General features: G+C 43.1%; 19 protein-coding genes. 7 read left to right on the forward strand and 12 right to left on the reverse strand.

Annotation, left to right across the window (positions count from 1 at the left end; all coding sequences use genetic code 11):
- Positions 1 to 56 precede the first annotated feature (56 nt).
- Entirely contained in the window at positions 57 to 1,073 is a 1,017-nt protein-coding gene (locus IEX80_RS03695) for a serine hydrolase domain-containing protein (RefSeq protein WP_175489937.1), read from the forward strand.
- 18 nt (positions 1,074 to 1,091) lie between these two features.
- A complete protein-coding gene (locus IEX80_RS03700) occupies positions 1,092 to 1,514 on the forward strand; it encodes an acyl-CoA thioesterase (protein ID WP_090525696.1) in 423 nt (140 codons plus the stop codon).
- 9 nt (positions 1,515 to 1,523) lie between these two features.
- Here IEX80_RS03700 and xerD read toward each other — a convergent pair whose 3' ends face one another.
- Positions 1,524 to 2,423, reverse strand: a complete 900-nt coding sequence (gene xerD / locus IEX80_RS03705) for a site-specific tyrosine recombinase XerD (protein WP_188831936.1) — start codon at positions 2,421 to 2,423, stop codon at positions 1,524 to 1,526.
- 40 nt (positions 2,424 to 2,463) lie between these two features.
- On the opposite strand from xerD, the gene aroQ reads away from it, so the two are divergent.
- Together aroQ and IEX80_RS03715 are read left to right on the forward strand one after the other, a co-directional pair.
- On the forward strand, positions 2,464 to 2,883 hold the full coding sequence (gene aroQ / locus IEX80_RS03710) for a type II 3-dehydroquinate dehydratase (RefSeq protein ID WP_188831937.1): 420 nt from the start codon (positions 2,464 to 2,466) through the stop codon (positions 2,881 to 2,883).
- 79 nt (positions 2,884 to 2,962) lie between these two features.
- Positions 2,963 to 5,506 carry a mechanosensitive ion channel family protein gene (locus IEX80_RS03715; RefSeq protein ID WP_188831938.1) on the forward strand — a complete coding sequence of 848 codons (2,544 nt, stop codon included), beginning with the start codon at positions 2,963 to 2,965 and terminating at the stop codon, positions 5,504 to 5,506.
- Here the strand turns inward: IEX80_RS03715 and IEX80_RS03720 are convergent.
- Together IEX80_RS03720 and IEX80_RS03725 are read right to left on the reverse strand one after the other, a co-directional pair.
- Positions 5,478 to 6,515, reverse strand: a complete 1,038-nt coding sequence (locus IEX80_RS03720) for a glycosyltransferase family 2 protein (protein WP_188831939.1) — start codon at positions 6,513 to 6,515, stop codon at positions 5,478 to 5,480. The genes IEX80_RS03715 and IEX80_RS03720 overlap by 29 nt on opposite strands.
- Positions 6,512 to 7,396 carry a lysophospholipid acyltransferase family protein gene (locus IEX80_RS03725; protein WP_188831940.1) on the reverse strand — a complete coding sequence of 295 codons (885 nt, stop codon included), beginning with the start codon at positions 7,394 to 7,396 and terminating at the stop codon, positions 6,512 to 6,514. The genes IEX80_RS03720 and IEX80_RS03725 overlap by 4 nt, the downstream gene beginning before the upstream one ends.
- A 35-nt stretch (positions 7,397 to 7,431) precedes the next feature.
- On the opposite strand from IEX80_RS03725, the gene IEX80_RS03730 reads away from it, so the two are divergent.
- Positions 7,432 to 8,043, forward strand: coding sequence for a WbqC family protein (locus IEX80_RS03730; RefSeq protein WP_188831941.1), 612 nt, complete (start codon positions 7,432 to 7,434; stop codon positions 8,041 to 8,043).
- Positions 8,044 to 9,168 carry a magnesium/cobalt transporter CorA gene (gene corA, locus IEX80_RS03735; RefSeq protein WP_188831942.1) on the forward strand — a complete coding sequence of 375 codons (1,125 nt, stop codon included), beginning with the start codon at positions 8,044 to 8,046 and terminating at the stop codon, positions 9,166 to 9,168. It abuts the gene before it with no gap.
- A gap of 95 nt (positions 9,169 to 9,263) precedes the next feature.
- Here the strand turns inward: corA and IEX80_RS03740 are convergent, their stop codons facing one another.
- Together IEX80_RS03740 and IEX80_RS03745 are read right to left on the reverse strand one after the other, a co-directional pair.
- Positions 9,264 to 9,533, reverse strand: a complete 270-nt coding sequence (locus IEX80_RS03740; protein WP_188831943.1) for a DUF3820 family protein — start codon at positions 9,531 to 9,533, stop codon at positions 9,264 to 9,266.
- A gap of 37 nt (positions 9,534 to 9,570) precedes the next feature.
- A complete protein-coding gene (locus IEX80_RS03745) occupies positions 9,571 to 10,506 on the reverse strand; it encodes an MBL fold metallo-hydrolase (protein WP_188831944.1) in 936 nt (311 codons plus the stop codon).
- 164 nt (positions 10,507 to 10,670) lie between these two features.
- Here IEX80_RS03745 and IEX80_RS03750 point away from each other — a divergent pair, with 164 nt between their 5' ends.
- Positions 10,671 to 10,910 carry a hypothetical protein gene (locus tag IEX80_RS03750; RefSeq protein ID WP_090525721.1) on the forward strand — a complete coding sequence of 80 codons (240 nt, stop codon included), beginning with the start codon at positions 10,671 to 10,673 and terminating at the stop codon, positions 10,908 to 10,910.
- A 52-nt stretch (positions 10,911 to 10,962) separates the two neighbouring features.
- On the opposite strand, the gene IEX80_RS03755 is transcribed toward IEX80_RS03750, so the two are convergent.
- The 7 genes from IEX80_RS03755 to IEX80_RS03785 form a co-directional block, all read right to left on the reverse strand.
- Complete coding sequence (locus tag IEX80_RS03755) at positions 10,963 to 12,273, reverse strand: MFS transporter (protein WP_188831945.1); 1,311 nt, start codon at positions 12,271 to 12,273, stop codon at positions 10,963 to 10,965.
- Between the two features lie 19 nt (positions 12,274 to 12,292).
- Positions 12,293 to 12,955 (reverse strand): bifunctional 4-hydroxy-2-oxoglutarate aldolase/2-dehydro-3-deoxy-phosphogluconate aldolase, encoded by a 663-nt coding sequence (locus tag IEX80_RS03760; protein WP_188831946.1) that lies wholly within the window; start codon positions 12,953 to 12,955, stop codon positions 12,293 to 12,295.
- Positions 12,955 to 13,983 carry a sugar kinase gene (locus IEX80_RS03765; protein ID WP_188831947.1) on the reverse strand — a complete coding sequence of 343 codons (1,029 nt, stop codon included), beginning with the start codon at positions 13,981 to 13,983 and terminating at the stop codon, positions 12,955 to 12,957. The genes IEX80_RS03760 and IEX80_RS03765 overlap by 1 nt, the downstream gene beginning before the upstream one ends.
- A complete protein-coding gene (gene uxaC / locus IEX80_RS03770) occupies positions 13,984 to 15,384 on the reverse strand; it encodes a glucuronate isomerase (RefSeq protein WP_188831948.1) in 1,401 nt (466 codons plus the stop codon).
- Positions 15,385 to 15,592: 208 nt separating this feature from the next.
- On the reverse strand, positions 15,593 to 17,299 hold the full coding sequence (locus tag IEX80_RS03775; protein ID WP_188831949.1) for a sodium/sugar symporter: 1,707 nt from the start codon (positions 17,297 to 17,299) through the stop codon (positions 15,593 to 15,595).
- Positions 17,300 to 17,347: 48 nt separating this feature from the next.
- Complete coding sequence (gene xylA, locus IEX80_RS03780; RefSeq protein ID WP_188831950.1) at positions 17,348 to 18,673, reverse strand: xylose isomerase; 1,326 nt, start codon at positions 18,671 to 18,673, stop codon at positions 17,348 to 17,350.
- Positions 18,674 to 18,784: 111 nt separating this feature from the next.
- Positions 18,785 to 20,260 carry a xylulokinase gene (locus tag IEX80_RS03785; RefSeq protein WP_188831951.1) on the reverse strand — a complete coding sequence of 492 codons (1,476 nt, stop codon included), beginning with the start codon at positions 20,258 to 20,260 and terminating at the stop codon, positions 18,785 to 18,787.
- Positions 20,261 to 20,321 lie beyond the last annotated feature (61 nt).

Below are 20,321 nucleotides of genomic sequence, written 5' to 3' on the forward strand. Positions count from 1 at the left end.
GCAACTTACAAGCACAAATCATAAGCCCAGCCGGGAAACTTATCAGTAACACTGCTATGGATGCTTTTTTGAAAAAACAAATGGATTCGTTGCAGCTCCCGGGGGTATCTATCGCATTTATAAATAAAGGTAAGATAGTTTATCACCGGGCTTTGGGTATAAAAGATATTAAAACAAAAGCGCCTGTAGACGAGCAGTCGATTTTTGAAGCAGCCTCACTTTCCAAACCAATATTTACTTATTGGGTTTTAAAAATGGCAGATCGCGGAATATTAAGCCTGGATACTCCTTTGTATAAATATCTTCCCTATCCTGATATCGCACAGGATGAGAGATACAAACTAATCACCGCCCGGATGGTGCTTTCTCATCAATCCGGGCTTCCAAACTGGCGCTTCTTCACGGCCGATTCCTCTTTACACGTGAAACAAGGTGACCTTTATTTGAATTTCAAGCCCGGTACATCATTCAATTATTCGGGCGAGGGGTTTCTTTACCTGGGCAAAGTGGTAGCACATTTGCTTAACCGTTCATTGCAAAATATAGAGCCACTGTTTGAACGTGAAGTGGCTATCCCACTACACATGCCCCATAGTTCATACACTGCCAATACCTATATTTTGAAACATAAGGTCAGAGGACATCAGGCTGGGCACATAGATCCTGCTAACGGATTAAACTGGCCTGTAATTCCATCCATCAGCATTGATTCAAACACTTTCAATCCTGCAGCTTCCCTGCACACTAATGCTTTAGATTATGCCGCATTCCTCATAGCCCTGATGAATGACCAAGGACTAAGTACCAATAGCATCCATGAAATGTTCCGGCAGCAATTAACCGTGCCCCTTCCCGAAGATTTCCGCAAAGCAGGCTATTCAGCCTGGGGATTGGGCATAGCAATAGCGCAAATTTCATCAGGTACAATTTACTTACACTCAGGCAATAATGGCAATTTTCAATCAGCTTTCATGATGGATAAGGCCCGGCAGTCCGGCTATGTATTTTTTACCAATTGCGATCACGGGAACACTTTTAATGAGAAACTGGAGGCTTTCCTTTCGCTTAAATAGGTTTACTATATTTGCTGCATGGATACACCACTCCAACTTTCCACTTTTGAATCTGAGTTTCGCGTACGCCCCGATGATATCGACATGTTTCAGCACGTACATAACAGCAAATATTTTGATTATGTACTGGCTGCGCGTTACGACCAGATGGAGCGTTGCTATGGAATGGCGATGGAAAAATTTATGGAACGCGGCTTCGGGTGGGTAGTACGTACCGCCCATGTGGATTATAAACGTGCTTTAACCATGGGCGATTACTTTATTGTGAAAACCGGTATTGAAAGTATTGACGACAAAGGCTGCCGTGTGAAGTTTACCATCACCAATAAAGCCACTAAAAAGATCTGCTGCGATGGTTGGTTTGATTATGTGATGATTGACATGGCTACCGGACGCGGTGCAAAGATCCCTCAGGATGTAATTGATCAGTACCTCATCTGATCGCCCGTTTTAGCTCCGCGGATGGAATTGGCTGATGGTGCTTTTTAAATACTCCCTGTCTAAATGGGTATAGATCTCTGTTGTGGTGATACTTTCATGTCCCAGCATCTCCTGTACTGCCCGTAAATCGGCGCCCCCTTCAACCAGGTGTGTGGCAAAGGAATGCCGAAAGGTATGCGGACTTATCTTTTTCTTCAATCCGATGGTTTCAGCCAACCCTTTGATGGTTAAAAAAATAATCTGCCGGCTTAACCTTGTGCCGCGCCTGTTCAGGAAAACATAATCCTCCTCACCTCTTTTTATTGGGTTATGTACTCTTACATTTTCTATCCAGATCTTCAGCGCTTTTATAGCTTCGCTGCCTATCGGCACCAATCGTTCCTTATTGCCTTTACCGGTCACCTTTATAAATTCAATATCAAGGTACAGGTTAGAGAGTTTCAGTTCGGTAAGCTCGGATACACGCAGGCCTGAACCGTATAGAGTTTCCAGGATGGCTTTGTTTCGCATGCCTTCGGGTTTGGAAAGGTCTAAGGCAGCTATAATTTTGTTGATCTCTTCATAGCTCAATGTATCCGGCAGTTTACGCCTGATCTTGGGCGATTCGAGCAGTTCTGACGGGTCAGATTTAATAATATCTTCCATCAGCAGGTATTTATAAAACGCTTTGATCCCGGATAGGATCCTGGCCTGGGATGACGGGATCATCCCCAGTTCATTTATCCAGTTAATGAACCCGCGCAAATCAGTTAAAGTAATTAATTCTGGCTTTAGTTTAACTATCTGTGAATCTGAATATTGATATAACTTTTCTATATCTCTGCGGTAAGCTTCGATAGAGTTGTCGGATAGCGACTTCTCTAATTTTAAATAAGCCTGGAAACCTTTTATTGCCGAACGCCAATCCAATTGATTTTAGTTTTGATGATTTATAGCTAAGTTTGAACTAATGAAGATACAAATTATAAACGGCCCCAATTTGAACCTGTTAGGCGTTCGCGAAAAATCAATTTATGGCGATGCCAGTTTTGAAACCTATCTTGAAACCCTGCGCCAACGCTATGCAAACATCACCATTGATTATTATCAAAGCAACATTGAAGGCGAAATTATAAATAAACTGCATGAAATTGGTTTTAGTTACGATGGTATTGTAATAAACGCCGGCGCTTATACCCATACCTCCATTGCTATTGCAGATGCAATTTCTGCCATCAATACCCCGGTTATTGAAGTGCATATATCCAACGTGCACAAGCGCGAGCAGTTCAGGCATAAATCAATGATAGCGGCCAGTTGTCGTGGTGTAATTGCGGGTTTCGGGATGGATAGTTATCGCCTGGCTATTGAAAACCTGTCGCTTAAATAATATTAAAATATTTTATCGTTTTGATAAAACGCTTTTGGTGTAAAAGCGTTTAAACATTGCTTTCAGCTTATTGTTCCAGATGCTTAAAATATTCAGGGTTGCCGCGCTAAGTTTACTTTTTATTACGCTGTTATTCAGTGTTGATGCATTTGCCCAAGCCAAAAAGAAAAAGCCAAGATCGGTAAGAGACTCGCTTCGCGCCTCTATCCTCTCGCGCGATTCGATGATGCGGGCGCTTAAACGTTCGGATACATCGGTCAATAACCTGCTGCAAAAGGTTGAATATTATACATCTGCCTTTAACCAGATCAAAAGCAATCTGTCAAAAAAGTTAGATACAGCAGAGATCAGCACGAAGCTGCCATCATTTGAAAGGCGGATTACGCTCATCAAATCGCTTATTGATAACGATAAATCAAGTACATTAAGGTACTTGTATACCATCAGGGATGTGCTTACCCGCAGTGATGACCAGCTTGACCTTTGGCAGGAGCAGCTTGCAGATATCAACAGTAAACTTGTTCAAAATCAAAACGATCTGGACGCCATATCGCGCGATAGCGTTTTAAAAATCCTGCCTGCTGATAGCTCACTGGCTACTACCTATCTCATCCAAAAAATAGCAATCGACAGCAAATATCACCGCCTGGATACTACCAACAAAAAGGTGATGGTAAAAGTAGGCCTGCTGCAAAACCGCACCTCGGCTGTTTATATTTCGATACTTGACCTCAAAGACCAGATTGATACCAAGATCAGGGATTTCAGCATCAGGGCGATGTCTCAGGAGTATAGCAACATATGGAACATGAATGCTGATGAAGGCAGCGATTTCGGCCCGGCAACAAAAGCTACGGCCGATATGAACGCCAAGCTGTTCAACTTTTTTATAGGTCGGGATATCCTGATCCATCTTTCTGGCCTGGTGGTTCTATTTGTTTTTTTTGCCTGGGTCCGCGCCAGTCGCCGTAGGATCATACGTGATAACGATGCGCCCGAAAGTGTGTTTGGCCAGGCCAATTACGTTGTAAATTATCCGTTTGTATCCTCAATTGTTTTAACTTTTACGTTGCTGCCAAACGTTTATGATCACCCGCCGGTAATTGTATTGGAGATGTTTTTATTGGTGCTGATGATCGCCCTGCTTTACCTCATAAAAAAGGCATGCCCTGCAACTATGTTCCGTTATATGCTGCAGCTATTTGGCATCACTATTATTTACAGCCTGAGCAATCTTTATATCCAGGTAACCAATATCGACAGGGTAGTTGTTTTGATTTTAGGTCTGGCGGCATCGGTAATAAGTTTCAGGTTTTTATCGGAAGTGCGCAAGGCCAGAACTGATTACCTGCCTTATACCGGCTTTATATTGAAGGTTTTCATATTTCTGCAGGGGGCATCTTTTTTATGCAATGTTTTCGGCAGGGTGAGTTTGGCTAAAATCATTGGTGTTAGTGTAGTTTATAACCTATGGCTTGCCCTTGCTATGTATTACATAGTGCATATCATTATGGAAGCCTTGTTCCTGCAACTGGAAGCCGGTAAAAAGAGCAACAACCTAACTTCTTTTATCGATTATAAATTAATGCAAAATAAGTTCAGGAGTGTGCTGAGCATATTGGCTACCTTGCTATGGCTGGTAATGCTTACCCAAAACCTGAACGTTGAAGATACCGTATTTGATTACCTGGGCGATTTTCTGACCAAAAACCGCAGCATCGGGGGTACCAATACCCAGTTCACGTTTCAAAGCGTGATCATATTTGTGGCCGTGATCTGGCTGTCATCTATCGCGTCAAAGATAATCAGCTATCTTTATGATATTGCAGCCAAGCATGCCAATGATATTGATGTAGCCAAGAAAAAGAACCGCACCTCTACCCTGCTTATCCGTATCGGGGTAATTGCTTTAGGCTTCTTCCTGGCCGTAGCTGCTTCAGGAGTGCCTATTGATAAGATTACTATCATTATCAGCGCCTTTGGTATTGGTATTGGTTTTGGCTTACAGAATATCGTTAACAACCTCGTATCGGGTTTGATACTTGCTTTCGAGAAACCGATCCAGGTTGGTGATATTATTGAAGTTGACAGCCGTTCGGGTACTATTATGGATATCGGCATCCGTGCCAGTAAAATTGCTACCGCCGATGGCGCGGAGGTAATTATCCCTAACGGCGACTTAATATCTCACCACGTAATTAACTGGACCTTAAGTAATAACAATCGCCGGGTTGAACTGATTATTGGGGTAGCATATGGATCAAACATTGAGCAGGTTAAGGCAATATTGTTAAATTTATTAACTAACCATGATGATATCATGAACCAGCCATCGCCTTCTGTATTCCTGCATAATTTAAATGAAAGCTCGGTTGATTTCAGGGTGTTTTTCTGGGCAGCCGATATCAATACCTGGCTTGGACTTAAGAGCCGCGTATTAGCCGATATTTACGATGCATTTAACAGAGAAGGTATCGAAATACCGTTCCGCCAGCAGGACGTACGCGTAATATGGCCAAAAGGCTTGCCTCCCATTAAAGTAGAAGCGCGGGGCATAAGCGACGAAACTGAGCCGGAACAGGGTACAGATGCCGCTAAAACTCCGAAGGATCAAGATCAGTAAAATGAGTTTTCTTTTTAACAAAGAAATCCCAAACTATACTGCCTCTGTATATGCCTTTTGTGTTTTGTACCGCGTTGCCTTTCGCCTTTTGCCTTTCGTCTTTAACCTTCTTGAAGAAACTTAACACAAAGCTTTGATGTGCCCTGCTTACTGCCCAGGCATCTTTGCGTTTACCTTCCATCAAAAACCTGAACAAGGCCAGGAGATCCATTATAAAACGGATGCTGATCACCCAAAACGCCCGCCAAAATGGAAGGTTCTTTTTTATAAGCAGCAGGTTATTCCTGAAATTGAGATAGGTCTTAAACGGGTTTTCGGCATTTAATGTACCGCCGCCAACGTGATATATGGTTGATTGCGCGCAGTACATTACTTTATAGCCCATGTTTTTTAAGCGCCAGCAAAGGTCGATCTCTTCCATATGGGCAAAAAAGCTTTCATCAAAGCCGCCGGCTTCATCCCAGATGCTTTTTTTGATAAACAAAGAAGCTCCCGATGCCCAGAATACCTCACCTGATTGCTCATATTGACCGTTATCCTTTTCCAGCTCGTAAAAGATTCTGCCACGGCAAAAGGGATAGCCGTGCTTATCAATAAAGCCACCGGCAGCGCCGGCATGTTCAAAATATTCTTTTTGTGCGTATGACCGGATCTTGGGAGCAGCAGCAGCGATTAAACTATCGCTTTCCATTAATTCGATAACAGGTTCAATCCAGCCTGGAACAACCTCAACGTCGGAGTTAAGCAGGATATAATAATCGGCATCAACCTGGGCCAGCACCCGGTTATACCCCCCTGTAAAGCCGTAGTTTTTATCATTTTGGATAATCCTTACCGATGGATAGTTTGCGCGCATAAACGCTACTGAATCATCCGAAGAAGCGTTATCCCCCATAACGATATCCAGGTTAGGATACGTAGAGGATAATACCGAAGGAAGAAATTGTTTAAGGTACTTTGCGCCGTTCCAGTTTAAAATAACTACAGCAACTTTAGGTGTATAGGTCATCTATGTAAATCCTCCGGCTTAAATTTCCATCTCCGGTGCGACCATAGCCAATATTGCGGTTCTCTCCTGATCATCCCCTCAAGATATTTAACATGCATATCTGTTATTTCGTATTCGGCAGTTTCTTTTGGTGTTTCGGTAAGCGGGATTAGCGTATATTCATAATATCCGCGTTTTACCCTTTTCATGTCGTAAAAAACAACAGCTGCGTCAATTGTTTTGGCAATTTTTTCGATACCCAAAAATACCGCAGTAGGCTGGTTTAAAAAATTGGTGAAATAGTTTACCTCATGCATCACGGGAGTTTGATCGCCCACGAGCACGCTTACAGTAAGTTCTTTACGGTATTCAATCATTTTACGCAATGTTTGCTTCATGGCAACCGGCTGCCCACCAAACCTTGAACGGATCTTAATGAAAAAATCATCAAACGTTTTGTTAGACAGGTTTTTGTAAATGATCATAAACCTTTTATCGGTAACAAAGTTAAAATTGAGGGCGGCCATTTCCCAGTTGCAGTAATGGCCGGCAACAGCAATAATACTCTTACCTTTAGCAAAGTATTCAAACACCAGGTCGGAGTTGGTAGCCACTACCCTTTTTTGGATCTGTTTTTCTGATACGGTGATCATTTTAATGGTTTCCACTATCAGGTCGGCCAGGTAGCGATAATACTTTCGTTCAATATCACGGCGCTCCTGATCTGTTTTTTCGGGAAAGGAATTGCGGAGGTTTTGCTGCACTACATCACGGCGGTAATGAACAACGTAGTAAATAATAACAAACGCAATATCGGATAAAATGTATAAAAACCAAAAGGGAAGCAACGAGATAAGGTATAAAATTAATATCCCTAACTTAGTAAAACCCTTTTTTATCATTATTTTAGCCAATTTTGAGCACAAACATAAAATATATGATTGAAAAAGGCGCTGTGTTACCCATGTTTTATCTTCCACCGGTAGATTATTTTGTACAGTTAAATGCGTACAAGCCTGATATACTGATAGAAAGAGAAGAACATTTCCCCAAACAAACTTATCGCAACCGGGCCAATATCTACTCGCCCGATGGTGTACTGGCATTGGTGGTTCCGGTAATAAAAGGTTCAAAAAATCACACTAAAGTTAAAGACGTAAAAATCAGCTACGATTTTATGTGGCAGCGCCTGCACTGGCAAAGCTTGCAGGCTTGTTATCGCCGTTCGGCTTATTTTGAGTTTTATGAAGATGACTTTGCACCTTTTTATGAAAAACAAATTACCTACTTGTTTGATTATAATCAGGAGCTTTTGAAACTGCTGCTCAAGCTCACTAAAATAAAAACGGAATTAAATTACACGAATGAATACCAGGCCGAATATCCGAACCTGCACGATTTTCGGTTTTCTATTCATCCAAAAAAAGAAAGCGAAATGCAGCAGAAACCATATTTCCAGGTATTTGAAGACCGCAAGGGCTTTATGAAAAACCTGAGTATCATTGACCTGCTGTTTAACCAGGGCCCGCAAACCATAAACTATTTGTAGATGAATGGCAACTTTAAACGCCTGCGCCTTAAAAAACACAAACAAGCAGGAAATGTAGGCGACAGACCGGGTACTATCAGGGTAGCCGAGGATGCACTGAAACCCATTATATCAGTTTACTCATACAATAAAGATGAGTTGGTAACTTGCGAGGGCAAGGATATCAAAACAGCATTAAAACAGCTAAATAAATGTGATAATCATACCCATTGGATCAAGATTAATGGGTTGGGCGAAGCCTCGCTGATTGAGCAAATTGGTGAACATTGCAATATCAATTCCCTGGTTTTGGAGGATATTGCCAACACCCACCAGCGCCCCAAATTTGATGAATACGAGGATTATGCCTTTTGTACCAGCCGCATTGTTCATTTTAATAAGGATAATGAGATCATCAACTGCCAGTTTTCGGCTATCATAAAAGATAATATCATTATTAGTTTTGAGGAGGACCACACCGAGCGCTTTGATGCCGTAAAAGCCCGTTTAAAAGCCGGAAAGGGCGCTATCCGTACCGCGGGCCCCGGATATATGTGTTATGCGCTTACTGACACTATAATTGATACCTACTTTGTGCTGCTTGCCGAAATTGGCGATCATTTGGATGCCCTTGAAGATAAGCTTTACCTGAGCGCCGATAAAACCATCATGTTTAATGCCCAGCAATTAAAACGTACGCTCATTGTTGTACGCCGCGCCAGCTGGCCCGAGCGGGATAAGATCAATGACATGATCCGGTCTGAAAGTCCGTTGATAACGCCGGAAGTTAAATTGTTTTTGCGCGACGCTTATGATCATTGCATCCAGGCCATGGACCTCATTGAAAACTATAAAGAGGTAACGTCAAGTATCATCGACCTGTACCTATCCATGGTAAGTAACCGCATGAACGAGATCATGAAGGTGCTTACTATCATTTCTGTGATCTTTATCCCGCTTACTTTTATAGCCGGTATCTACGGGATGAATTTTTCCCGGCAGGATGATAAAGGCCATCTTCTGCCGGATAACATGCCAGAGTTATATTGGCACCATGGTTACATTTATGCTATCGTGTTTATGTTTTTGATAGCCATAATACAGGTGTTTGTATTTTGGAAGAAAGGCTGGTTTAACAGATTGTAGATGCCCCCCAGCCCCCTAAAGGGAAGTTATCGGCATAAAAAAGAAGCGTTACGAGTACTGCTTCTTTTTTTAATGGAGATGGGTAAGAAACCTTATCAGAATCCTCCCCCTTTAGGGGGTCGGGGGGCTTGGGCTTGAACTTGTTTCTTCACCATATACAGGATCTCACCCAGCCCATTTGTTTTGATCTCAAATGTGGTTGAAAGTAACATCCCCATTTTATCTTTACTAAAACCCTTGCCTGCCATCCATTCAAGATATGATACAGGGATATCAGCTATAATTGTGCCTTTATACTTGCCATAAGGCATTCTGGTTTGTACAATATCAATTAGGATCTTTGGATCTGGCTTTAAATTTTCCACGCGGTAAAGGTACGCACAAACCGATGGGATTCTGCTTCTATTCCTGCAATCCTTTTATAATAAAAAATGCTGCGAGTGCAGCTGCGACGCCAAGTGTTGCTTTTAAAATACTGCTGCTTATATAAGGCGGGATATAGGTCACGCCCATTTCATCGGCAACAGCCGGATGCCCCACATAGCGGCCTTTTACGGGTATTGCAACCTGCTCAAAGTTATCGGCCAGTTCACGCAATTGATCATGCAGCTCACGGCCGCGCATTATCGGGCCATGGCCTGCGGCCACCGTACGTGGTTCAAGCGCGGCAAGCCTGCGTACTGATTGGGCAGCAGCTTCCCAGTCGGTAGTGAAATACCTTGGCGGTCCGGTTAACTTTTTAAGCGAACTAAATGAATATAAAGCTGATTCGGCCTTAGTAGTTGAAAAGGCATCCCCGGCTACAAGGGTCGAATTTATTGGCAAAAACAGGGAAATATGGCCCGCCGTATGGCCGGGTGTGTGAATGATCTTCCATTCGGGCAGTTCGGGGATCCCTTCCTCCATATCGATGGTTTTTACTTTAGTACCGAGGTTAATGGGGGATGTTGGGAAAAATACCGACAACAAGCTCATCAGCCCGTCGGTCAGCGATGGATCGGCTGGTGGGTATGATGACAGGCCTGTTAGGTAAGGCAATTCAAGTGCGTGGGCATAAACAGGTACATTCCAAATCTCCAAAAGTTCTGCTAATCCTCCCGAGTGGTCGGCATGTCCATGTGTGAGCACAATAGCTGCAGGCCTGGTTCCCGGGCCAAAAAGCTCTTCGGCCATGGCAATTATTTTTTTTGCCGAACCTTTTAACCCCGTATCAACCAAAACCCAACCTTTGGCAGCACCGGGACGGTTGGCGATCATGTAAACATTAACAAATAATAGTTTAGTTCCCCATACCCTTTGCGATACCTGGAAATATTTTGTACTGAGCCTTCTGTTCATGGTTTATAATTATTAACAAAACGTAACTCGTGTATTAAAAGTTTTAGTTGCTTAAATTTAAATACAATTTTATCAGTCTAAAATAAATAACATGGCCTTCGGCTTAACACCAGCGCAAACAGAAACTGCCAGAACTATGTTAGGTTAGTAAAACTATAAACACTATGAAACAACAATTTGATGCCACGCTTACGGGGACCGATAGCATTATTGAAGGTACAGCGCAACAGGTGACCTGGGCCGGTTATGCCAATGCATATGAGTTTAAATCGATAGATGGCACACTACATTTGGTAATTGTCAAAGATCAGGATAGCGAATGGATCAGGATTGATGGTACAGAGCCTTACCTTTCGAGCTGGATTGATGAACTGGCCGAACAGGCGGTAAGCCACTCTTTATAAAAAAAGGAAGCCGGATCATTTGCCCCGGCTTCCTTCGTTATATTTCATATGGTTAATCCAATTCAATTGGTTTCATTTTAGGCACCAGGAAATGCATAATGAGCCAGGCTAAAATGTAAGCGCTTCCGCAAACAAAGAACATAATATAATAGGCTATCTCAATTTTACCGATTGACCGGTAATACACAAAGAGGTTTTTTTGCACGGCAAGCGACAGGAACACACCACCGATAGAACCGAACATGCCACCTAAGCCCGTTACCGAACCAATAGTGCGTTTTGGGAACATATCCGAAACTGTGGTGAATATATTAGCGCTCCATGCCTGGTGCGCCGATGCTGCTATCCCTATCACTATAACCGCAAGCCACATATTAACACCACCCAGAATTTGCGCAAATATGATTGGTATTACCGCCAGTGCGTAAATAAACATAGATGTTTTACGGGCTTTAAATACAGGCCAATCCTTTTTAATAAGGTTCATAGGCAACCAACCGCCGCCAACACTCCCAAAGGTAGACATGGTATAAACCAACGCAACGGGAATGGCTATTTCTGTGCCCTTTAAATGATACTGGCTTTCCAAAAAATCGGGGAGCCAGAACAGGTAAAACCACCATATAGGGTCGGTAAGGAATTTGCCTACAACAAAGGCCCAGGTTTGCTTAAACGAAAGCAGCTTGCCCCATGATATTTTCTTTTGCTCAACTGGCTGCAAAGCTTCAGTTTGACTGTCATGATCACTGTTGATGTAATCAAGCTCTGCTTTTGATACCTTACTATGTTTTGAAGGTGCACGATAATTAACCTGCCAAAGCACCAGCCATATAAAACCAATAGAACCTGTGATAATAAATGCCCAGCGCCATCCCCAGGCAGCTGCGATAAACGGAACCGTTAAAGGTGCAACTATAGCACCTATATTTGCACCCGAGTTAAAGATCCCCGTAGCAAATGCACGTTCTTTTTTCGGAAACCACTCGGCAACGGTTTTAATGGCTGCAGGAAAATTTCCAGCTTCACTAAGACCCAACGCAGAACGCACTACGCCGAAACCAAAGGTGCCGCCAACAAAAGCGTGGCACACAGCCGAAATACTCCACAACAGTGTTGAAAGGAAATAGCCGAGTTTGGTGCCTATCTTATCGATGATCCGTCCGGCGGCCAGCAAACCTATTGAATAAGCTATTTTAAAAGCTATCTCAATGTTTGCATAATCACCGTCATTCCATTTAAACTCTTTGGTAAGGTCTGATTTAAGCAAACTGATTACTGCCCGGTCAAGGTAATTAACGGTTGTTGCGAAAAATACCAGCGAGCAGATCACCCAGCGGTAGTTTCCAACTTTTTCTTCTCTCATTATAATTTAGGTTTACAGGCTATTTAATGGTTTGTACTATTTCCAGCAGCTTCAGGGTATCGTTATACAATTTGTCGTACTCCCGGTTTTCCAATACGCTTTTGCTGATGAGCTTGCTGCCCATGCCCACGGCGCATACCCCCGCTTTAAACCAGGTACTGATGCTGTCATGGTTCAAATCAACCCCACCTGTTGGTATGAACAACTGACCGGCAAACAAATCCCTGATTGAGGATACAAACTCCGGTCCCAGTATGTTGGCCGGGAATATTTTTATCAACGCAGCCTCATTTTGTTGAGCTGTATAGATTTCGGTTGGTGTCATACAACCAGGAATCCATAACAGGTTATGCTGCGCCGCCAGTTTCCCAACCTCGGGGTTAACAATTGGCGAAACGATAAAATCAGCTCCAGCAGCAATAAAAGCTTCAGCTTCCTGAAGGCTTTTGATGGTGCCGATACCTAATTCCAGGCCCGGCATTTCGCCGTTTGCAAGGGCTTGTTTTAAAACCTTGAAGTTTTCGAGGGCGGCGGCGCCGCGGTTGGTATATTCAAATACCCTAATGCCAGCTTTATAAAGCGTGCGGGTAATCTGCAGGCTCACTTCCGGGTCTTTGTAAAAGAACAGCGGCAATGTTCCCTGTTTTAATATGGCATCAAGTACTATATCTTTTTTACTCATTATTTCATTGTGTTATAAATTTCATCAACTGTTTTGGTGGTCGCATCGCCTTCAATAAACAGCTTTTCGAATGCGGCTGCCGTTGCAAAGTCCAGCAATTGCTGCGGATCCTGCTTGTTAAAAAAGCCGTAAATAAGCCCAGCCATAAAGCAATCGCCGCTGCCAACTTTGTCAACCACGGTTTCGGTAGTATAGGTTGGGGAGTGATAAAAGCGGTTGCCAGTATAAAGCGAAGTATAATATTCAACGCCTTTGCCTGCATCAAAGCGGAAGGTATTGGCAACAGCCCGGCAGCGCGGATAAGCATCCATGATCCTTTCAGACGAGTAGAGCCCCTCTTTAAGGTAGATGCTCTGCTGACCCGATTCATGGATATCCGGTGTAACGGGAATGCCCAGCATGGTTTCCTCTGCCCAAACATTCCCCATAATGATATCAGCATATTGCACCAGCTTTGGCATAATCTCCGTTGGCTTTTTACCGTACTGCCATAATTTGGGGCGATAATTAAGATCGACAGATATGGTGATATGTTTTTTGCTTGCTGCCTGTAAAACTTCTTCGCAAACATCGGCAGCCTGCTGGCTTAAGGCCGGGCATATCGCACTGAAATGAAACCAGCTCACCCCTTCCAGAACAGCATCCCAGTTAACCATGCCCGGTTTCAGATCGGCAAATGCCGAACCGGCACGGTCATATACAATGGCATTGTTCTTTACATCTTTACCACGGGTGAGGTAATAAAGACCTATCCTGTTACCACTATGATGTATTGCTGATGTGTCGATGTTTTTGCTTTCCAGGTAACCGATAATCTGTTCGGATAAGGCATTATCAGGCAAAGCAGTAAAATATTTTATTGGCTGCTCCCAAAGGGCTAAAGCATTGGCTACGTTAAGCTCAGCACCGCCCATAAAAAATGGCAGCTTGTTTTTTGCAAGCCACTGCCCTTCACCGTCCGGGCACATGCGTAATAATAATTCGCCGAACGACAGGATGCTCCCTTTTGTATTTTCGATATTGCTCATTTAAAAATTGAAATAGTTTTTGGCGTTAAAATAGCAAATATCGCTCACGATCTTTCCTGTCCATTCAATATCGTTTGGTAATTCGCCGTTTTCAATGTCATCACCCAACAAGTTACAAAGCAACCTGCGGAAATACTCATGCCTCGGGAACGACATAAAGCTCCTCGAATCGGTAAGCATCCCAACCAAACGGCTCAGCAGGCCCATGTTTGATAAAGCGTTTAATTGCTTAATCATGCCATCCTTTTGATCCAAAAACCACCAGGCCGATCCAAACTGCATTTTGCCGGCTACCGAACCGTCATTATAGTTGCCCACCATAGTAGCAAACAGCTCGTTATCGGCAGGGTTAAGGTTATAAATAATGGTTTTGGCTAACTGGTTGGTGGTATCCAACCTGTTCAGGAATTTGGATAATGCCCTGCCTTGTGCAAAATCGCCTATAGAATCCCAGCCGGTATCAGGCCCCAAATTGGTTAAAGCACGCGCATTGTTATTACGCAATGCACCAAGGTGGAATTGTTGTACCCAGCCTTTTTCATGATCCCAAATGGCAAAGTAATACAACATGGCCGATTTAAATTTCAGGATTTCCAAAGGCAACAACACTTCGCTGTTCCTTATTTTGGTAAAGATGGTAGCTATCTCTGCGTCAGTATAATCTTCGGAATAAATTTGCTCCAGTCCGTGATCTGATAATTTGCAGCCGTTTTCGGCGAAGTAATCGTGTCTTGCTTTTAACGCCGAAAGATATTCATCAATGTTAGATATAGATACATTTGCCACTGATTCCAGTTGGTCAATGTATTTGTTGAGCCCGGCAATGTCATCGGCGTTCATAGCTTTATCGGGGCGGTAGGCTGGCAATACTTTCACACTGTACCCGTCCTGTTTCAGTTTCTGATGATGGCTAAGGTTATCCAACGGATCATCAGTAGTACCCACAACCTCTACGTTTTTAATTTTGAGGATATTACGGATGCTAAACTCCGGCGATTGTAGTTTTTCGTTGCACTGGGCATATATTTTTTGTGCCGATGCTGGTGAAAGCAACTCATTGATGCCAAAATATCGCTGCAATTCAAGGTGTGTCCAATGGTATAGCGGGTTTCTCAAAGTGTAAGGAACCGTAGCGGCCCATTGCATAAACTTTTCTTCGTCGGTTTTATTACCGGTGATATAGGCTTCATTAACACCATTTGCCCGCATAGCGCGCCATTTGTAATGATCACCATAAAGCCAGATCTGCGTTATGTTTTTAAAATTGATATCGTCAGCAATCTGATCTGGCGGCAGGTGGCAATGATAATCAATAATAGGCTGATGGCTGGCGAACTCATGATATAAGCGCTGCGCCGTTTTTGTTTGAAGTAAAAAATCCTGATCTAAAAAATTCTTCATTGGTTATTAACAGATATATACCGGAGTTAGCGGTATAGTAGTTTATACTTGTAAGCGGCAAATTACACATCATACGGGCAAGTTGGAAGTAATAAGCCTAAACAATCCACGCAAACGTTTTCGTTAACGGGTAAAAACAACTAGTATGAAGCAAAAAGGCGATGGGGTTATCATCCCATCGCCTTTTTATCTATTGGTAAAATTTCTGCTACCAGAAAATTGAGTACAATGCAACCACAATACCTGTTACAATTAAGGCGCCAGCTAAAAATCCTCTCGAAGTTTTAAACATTGAGCCATCAATTTCAAGGCCATTTGTTGTAACGCCCCTGGCCTGGTCAATTTTTGAAATAATGTACATACCAATAACGCACAGAATAAATACAAAACCCATACGGTCAAGGAAAGGGATTTCATATAACTTCGTTACTTTATCATCCTGCAAGGCTAATTTTGAGAAGCCATACGGCGACAGGAAGCTCAGATCAATAAACCTTGGGCAAAGTTTAAAGAAGCATGAGAATATGAAACCACCGATAGTTGCAAATAAAGCAGCGTTTGAAGTAGCTTTTTTCCAGAAGAAACCAAGGATGAACATGGCAAAGATACCCGGAGATACGAAGCCTGTATATTCCTGGATGTATTGGAAGCCTTGCTTACCTTCGCCCATTAATGCTTTACCGATAAGCTCTGATAACAGGATACCTAATAACAAAGCAACAAGCACCGAGATTTTACCCAGGTTAACCAGTTTTTTATCGGTAGCTTCAGGGTTGATTGCTTTTTTGTAAATATCTAACGTAAAGATGGTAGCAATACTGTTTGCTTTACCCGCTAACGACGCTACAATAGCAGCCGTTAACGCAGCGAATGAAAGGCCTTTTAAGCCGCTTGGCAATAAGTTTAACAGTGATGGATACGCTTTGTTAGGATCCAAAACTCCAGATGAACTCGCCATTTCCTGGTGGAACATCCCTTTTTGATATAAAAGGTAAGCCGCAATACCAGGCAGCACTACAATAACAGGCATCAGCAACTTAAGGAAAGCTGCAAACAGGATTCCACCACGGGCAGTTTTAAGGTTTGCGCCCAAAGCCCTTTGGGTAATATACTGGTTACAGCCCCAATAGTTAAGGTTAGTGATCCACATGCCGCCTATCAGAACAGATAAGCCGGGAAGATCCATGTAATTTGGATTATCCTTTTTAAAGATCATATGGAAGTGATCAGTAGCTTCACTATGCAGGATCTTGAAACCATTGAGTAAGCCTGTTGTATTTTCTTTTTCGCTTAACAAAGTAAGTGCAAGGTAAGATGCCATTAAACCACCCAATATCAATACCGCCACCTGGATAACGTCGGTATAGCCGATAACCTTCATACCGCCCAGTGTAATAACCGCCGAGAATATGGCCAGCAGCCAGATACACAGGTGAATATCAAGACCTGAAATACCGCTGACAGCTAATGCACCAAGGTAAAGGATCGACATTAAGTTAACCACAATGTACAGCAACAGCCAAAATATGGCCATGATCATGGCTACTGTTCCGTTATACCGCTGATGCAGGAACTGCGGCATGGTAAAAATCTTATTTTTAAGATATACCGGGATAAAGAAAACCGCCACAATGATGAGGGTGATAGCGGCCATCCACTCGTAAGTAGATATGGCTAAGCCCATTTTAAACGCAGACCCACTTGTACCTATAAATTGTTCGGCAGAGATATTTGAGGCGATGAGCGATGCTCCGATAGCCCACCAGGTTAACGATCCTTCGGCCAAAAAATAGTCTTTTGAGGTGGCATCGGCGTTGTGTTTACGCTTATACACCCACCAGCCGTAACTGGCAACAATTATAAAGTAGATAAAGAAAACAGCATAATCGCCATTTGAAAGGGTTTTGAGGTTCATTGTTTTGGTTTGTCTTTGGGTTTAATATGTATGATTGACAATTATAAACTATATATATCGATTTATCAAATTTTCGATGTATTCTTGTTTACCGCTTGTCACTTTAGGTTCGCCGTTAGCTATCGCATAGTTACGCAAATCTTCCAAAGAAACCTTACCCTCTTCAAAATCTTTCCCGGTGCCGGTATCAAATGAGGCATACCTGTCGGTACGTAATTTTTTATACTCCGATTTTTGCAAAATGTTGTCAGCAGTAACCAAAGCCCTTGCGAAAAGGTCCATGCCACCAATGTGAGCGTAGAACAAATCAGCCGGGTCAGTTGAGTTACGGCGGATCTTGGCATCAAAATTAATACCACCACCCTGGAAACCGCCTGCCTCAAGAATGATCAGCATGCACTCGGTTACTTCATTAATATCGTTAGGGAACTGGTCGGTATCCCAGCCGTTTTGCGTGTCACCGCGGTTTGCATCTATCGAACCTAATAAACCCGAATCGGCAGCAACCTGTAATTCGTGCTGGAAAGTATGACCTGCTAAAGTAGCGTGGTTAACTTCAAGGTTCAGTTTAAAATCGTTGATCAGGTCGTATTTCTGTAAAAAACCTAATACGGTGGCCGCATCATAATCATACTGGTGTTTGGTTGGCTCGCATGGTTTTGGCTCAATAAAGAACGTGCCTTTAAAACCTTGCTTGCGGGCATAATCTTTAGCAGTATGTAAAAACTTAGCCAAATGCTCCTGTTCGCGTTTCATATCGGTATTCAGCAGGCTCATATAACCTTCACGACCACCCCAGAAAACATAATTTTCGCCGCCTAATGCAATCGTTGCGTCAAGTGCCGCTTTTACCTGCGCACCGGCATGAGCCAATACATGAAAATCGGGGTTGGTTGATGCACCGTTCATATAACGTTTGTGGCTGAACAGGTTTGCAGTACCCCAAAGTAATTTTACACCGCTGGCAGCCTGTTTTTGTTTGGCATAATCAACCAAAGCCTGCAAACGGCGGTCGTTTTCAGCAACATCATTACCATAGTCAACCACATCAACGTCGTGGAAACAGTAGTAAGGCAGGTTCATTTTGGTCAAGAACTCAAACGCTGCATCCATTTTGTCTTTAGCTCGCTCAACAGCGTCAGCTTTTTCATCCCAAGGGAAAACGTGTGTAGCGCCGCCAAACGGATCGGCACCGTTACCGCAGAACGAATGCCAGTATGCACCTGCAAAGCGTAAATGATCCTTCATGGTTTTGCCTGCCACTACCCGATCTGCATCATACCAGCGAAACGCCAGCGGGTTGTCTGATTCAAGGCCTTCAAATTTGATCTGGCCTATTTCTTTGAAAAATTCTTTTTCGCCTGTTACTATCATTTTAATTATTGAATTAGTGAGTTATTGAATTAGTGATTTTTTTATTGGGCAATTGTTTAATTATTTATTTGGATACACGGGCAACACCTTTCGCCTTTAACCTTTTCCCTTTCACCTCAGTTTCGTTTCTAAAAGCTCTTTCCACTCCTGGTAAACGGGTTCAAATTGGTCTGTAGTAGGTTCAACCAGTTTAATGGCCTTGATATTACTGAATGCCTCAGCCGGTGATTTGAAGATGCCTGCGCCTATACCTGCGCCTAAGGCCGCACCTACACTACCGTCGTTATTATAGAGCTCGACAGGAACGCCTGTAGCATTTACAAAAGTTTGGGTAAACAGATCGCTCAGGAAAAGGTTGCTTTTGCCCGCACGGATCACAGTAGGGTTCATACCATTGCCGCGCATAATGTCAAAGCCATAACGGAACGACGAGGCTATCCCCTCCTGCACAGCCCTGAAAATATGTGCGGGGGTGTGCAGGTTAAGGTCGATATTTTGAAAATGCGCACCAACCTGCTTATTATTTAACATACGCTCGGCACCATTGCCAAAAGGCAGTACCTGTAAGCCTTCGCTGCCCAAAGGTGCTTTTTCAGCTTCTGCGTTCATTTGGTTATAGGTATAGCCTGTACCGAAGGTGTTTTTTACCCAGCGATACAAACTGCCGGTTCCGTTAATGCAAAGCAGTACACCAAGCCTCTTTTGCTCATCGGCATAATTAACGTGCGCAAAGGTATTGATGCGTGATTGCTGGTCATAAACCAGCTGATCATCCACACCATATATCACGCCAGAAGTACCTGCAGTAGCAGCTACTTCGCCGGGGTTAAGTACATTTAATGATAAAGCGTTGTTGGGTTGGTCGCCGGATTTATAAGTAACCGGAATACCTGCCTTTAAATTCAGTTTTTCGGCAACGGATGCCTGCAAACTTCCGTGCGATGAAAAAACAGGATTGATAACCGGGAACAGGCTGGTATCAAAACCAAAGTAATTGATGATCTCTTTAGAGATGCCATTGGTTTTGAAATCGAAGAACACACCTTCAGACAATGCCGATACAGATGTGGTGATCTCGCCGGTAAGTTTCATGGCGATATAATCACCAGGCAGCATGATCTTATCAATTTTACTGTAGATCTCCGGTTCATTTTCCTTTACCCAAGCCAGTTTTGAGGCCGTAAAGTTACCCGGCGAATTGAGCAGGTGCGACAGGCAATGTTCTTCTCCTATTATACCAAAGGCTTTATCGCCAATTTCAACGGCGCGACTGTCGCACCATATAATACTATCGCGTAAAACATTTTGATCTTTATCAACCAATACCAGGCCGTGCATTTGGTACGCTATACCTATTGCTGCTATATCTTTTGAATTATAATTGCCTTTAGCATGACAGCGCTCCAATGCTTTTTGTGCCTGCTCCCACCACATAGACGGAGATTGTTCGGCCCAGCCGGGATGCAAGGCTTTAATTGGCGACTCCTGGTCAGGGTATTGTGCCGAAGCGATTGTATTTTGCGTTGCGGCGTCAACAACACTTACTTTTACCGACGAAGTACCTATATCGATCCCTAATAACAGCATAGCCTATTCAGATTTTTGTATGATTTTTTGGTTGTATTTATTAATTGGTAACTTAACGCAA

Source organism: Mucilaginibacter rubeus (genome assembly GCF_014643835.1).
GTDB lineage: Bacteria > Bacteroidota > Bacteroidia > Sphingobacteriales > Sphingobacteriaceae > Mucilaginibacter > Mucilaginibacter rubeus.

Coding starts and splice junctions, on each gene's coding strand:
- IEX80_RS03720 (WP_188831939.1), bottom strand. CDS start 6,515: ATGACCTATACACCTAAAGTTGCTGTAGTTATTTTAAACTGGAACGGC.
- aroQ (WP_188831937.1), top strand. CDS start 2,464: ATGAAGATACAAATTATAAACGGCCCCAATTTGAACCTGTTAGGCGTT.
- corA (WP_188831942.1), top strand. CDS start 8,044: ATGAATGGCAACTTTAAACGCCTGCGCCTTAAAAAACACAAACAAGCA.
- IEX80_RS03730 (WP_188831941.1), top strand. CDS start 7,432: ATGATTGAAAAAGGCGCTGTGTTACCCATGTTTTATCTTCCACCGGTA.
- IEX80_RS03755 (WP_188831945.1), bottom strand. CDS start 12,273: ATGAGAGAAGAAAAAGTTGGAAACTACCGCTGGGTGATCTGCTCGCTG.
- IEX80_RS03765 (WP_188831947.1), bottom strand. CDS start 13,983: ATGAGCAATATCGAAAATACAAAAGGGAGCATCCTGTCGTTCGGCGAA.
- xylA (WP_188831950.1), bottom strand. CDS start 18,673: ATGATAGTAACAGGCGAAAAAGAATTTTTCAAAGAAATAGGCCAGATC.
- IEX80_RS03760 (WP_188831946.1), bottom strand. CDS start 12,955: ATGAGTAAAAAAGATATAGTACTTGATGCCATATTAAAACAGGGAACA.
- IEX80_RS03775 (WP_188831949.1), bottom strand. CDS start 17,299: ATGAACCTCAAAACCCTTTCAAATGGCGATTATGCTGTTTTCTTTATC.
- IEX80_RS03700 (WP_090525696.1), top strand. CDS start 1,092: ATGGATACACCACTCCAACTTTCCACTTTTGAATCTGAGTTTCGCGTA.
- IEX80_RS03715 (WP_188831938.1), top strand. CDS start 2,963: ATGCTTAAAATATTCAGGGTTGCCGCGCTAAGTTTACTTTTTATTACG.
- IEX80_RS03785 (WP_188831951.1), bottom strand. CDS start 20,260: ATGCTGTTATTAGGGATCGATATAGGTACTTCGTCGGTAAAAGTAAGT.
- IEX80_RS03750 (WP_090525721.1), top strand. CDS start 10,671: ATGAAACAACAATTTGATGCCACGCTTACGGGGACCGATAGCATTATT.
- uxaC (WP_188831948.1), bottom strand. CDS start 15,384: ATGAAGAATTTTTTAGATCAGGATTTTTTACTTCAAACAAAAACGGCG.
- IEX80_RS03695 (WP_175489937.1), top strand. CDS start 57: ATGGATGCTTTTTTGAAAAAACAAATGGATTCGTTGCAGCTCCCGGGG.
- IEX80_RS03745 (WP_188831944.1), bottom strand. CDS start 10,506: ATGAACAGAAGGCTCAGTACAAAATATTTCCAGGTATCGCAAAGGGTA.
- IEX80_RS03725 (WP_188831940.1), bottom strand. CDS start 7,396: ATGATAAAAAAGGGTTTTACTAAGTTAGGGATATTAATTTTATACCTT.